Raw genomic sequence first — 1,424 nt, forward strand, 5'->3', positions numbered from 1 at the left:
GGTGGACGTGAAGTACATAGCCTGTATATCTTGGTTTTAAAAAGGCGATTTGTACGTGACAATAGTCCTCTTTGAACAGAATGTTGGAGGCTTTGAGAGATACCTTCACCAATGGCATGATTGCCTCACTATTGATTGTATCATACTCAGAAGCTTCGGGCTATTGCCACATTCTTGACAGTTAAATCTGTCTCGATTCTGTATGATGGAGGATAACAGGACTTCCCTGGTAGCCTGGTCAACAGTAATACTAGCAACAATCTACCATGACAGCCTAGCTGGACGGTGGTGGTGTCAACATGAAAATTAAGAGGTAATTGACTCATGGCAGTTGAAAAAGTAAACTCGTCTTCGAGCTTGGCTGAGGTTATTGATCGTATCCTAGATAAAGGGATTGTAATTGATGCCTGGGTTCGTGTTTCCTTAGTGGGCATAGAACTGTTATCGGTAGAAGCAAGGGTTGTGATTGCATCTGTGGAAACTTACCTCAAATATGCAGAAGCTGTGGGTCTAACGGCTCAAGCTGCTGTTCCTTCTGTATAAAGGGTTTCACAGTTAACTAGCGGTCGGACATCTGATTGTGTCTTCTGATTAAGTCCATCTAGCTACAGCCTGAATCTGAGTCGGAAAGCCAATGCCTGAGTTTCAGGGGGCTATATGATTCTCTAGGGAAGACCCTAAAGTAAGGCTGACAGGAAAGACTACAGAAAACCACAGAAAACCACAGATGTCCGATGCTTAAACACCAACTGGGGGGATATCCTTAAGTACTATGGTGTTACAGGATGATTGGCAACAAAGCCACCTAGAGCGTCGCCAGGTTTTGGCTGCAAGCCAAAAACAGATTTGGGCGACGATCGGTTTATGGCAACGAGAACGATACAGCCAGGCGATCACTCAAAAACAAGATCGACAGGCTTTTGTATCTCAATTAAAACAAGAAAATCAAGCCTTTTTGGCAGACGCTCATAATAACCATCGTCAGCAAGCAGAACAACTAGCTGAGGATTTAAAAGAGTTTGTGCGATCGCTTCAGAAAGAAACTGCTACCTTTCTGGAGGAGAGCGCCCAGTCCCGAGCCGAAAAAGCTGAGGAATTAGCGCAGGAGTTACGGGATTTTCGGGCGGAACTTCGAGATACGGTTGCTCAATGGCAACAGCAGTGGCAACAACAGGACCAGGAAAGAGCTGCCGGTCGCCGAAAACTCGCCCAGCAGGTATGGCAATAGTTCAATATGATCTGATCCGCACCATTATGGCTGAAAACTTGCTACAGCCAATCCAAGAGGCGAAAGCCGAACGCCTAGCAGGTATTCAGTCCATGTTTGAGGATATGGGTAAGTTTCGGATGCAATGACAAGAGTATCGTCGGGAACGGGAAAAGTCGGTTTGGGGTGGTGAAAGGGTGAAATCGACCCCAGCAAC

Annotated in this window: 3 protein-coding genes; all 3 read left to right on the plus strand. The window is 46.0% G+C overall.

Annotated features, from left to right (window positions below):
• Window positions 1–324: 324 nt before the first annotated feature.
• The 3 genes from gvpA to P5674_RS24710 all read left to right on the plus strand — a co-directional run bounded on the left by gvpA (window position 325) and on the right by P5674_RS24710 (window position 1,356).
• Window positions 325–543: a gas vesicle structural protein GvpA gene (gene gvpA / locus P5674_RS24700; RefSeq protein WP_006616598.1), complete on the plus strand. Its 219-nt coding sequence runs from the start codon at window positions 325–327 to the stop codon at window positions 541–543.
• 229 nt (window positions 544–772) lie between these two features.
• On the plus strand, window positions 773–1,228 hold the full coding sequence (gene gvpC / locus P5674_RS24705) for a gas vesicle protein GvpC (protein ID WP_315670396.1): 456 nt from the start codon (window positions 773–775) through the stop codon (window positions 1,226–1,228).
• Window positions 1,219–1,356 carry a hypothetical protein gene (locus tag P5674_RS24710; protein WP_008049827.1) on the plus strand — a complete coding sequence of 46 codons (138 nt, stop codon included), beginning with the start codon at window positions 1,219–1,221 and terminating at the stop codon, window positions 1,354–1,356. The genes gvpC and P5674_RS24710 overlap by 10 nt, the downstream gene beginning before the upstream one ends.
• The last annotated feature ends 68 nt before the right edge of the window (window positions 1,357–1,424 follow it).

It is taken from the genome of Limnospira sp. PMC 289.06 (assembly GCF_032350395.1).
GTDB lineage: Bacteria > Cyanobacteriota > Cyanobacteriia > Cyanobacteriales > Microcoleaceae > Limnospira > Limnospira platensis.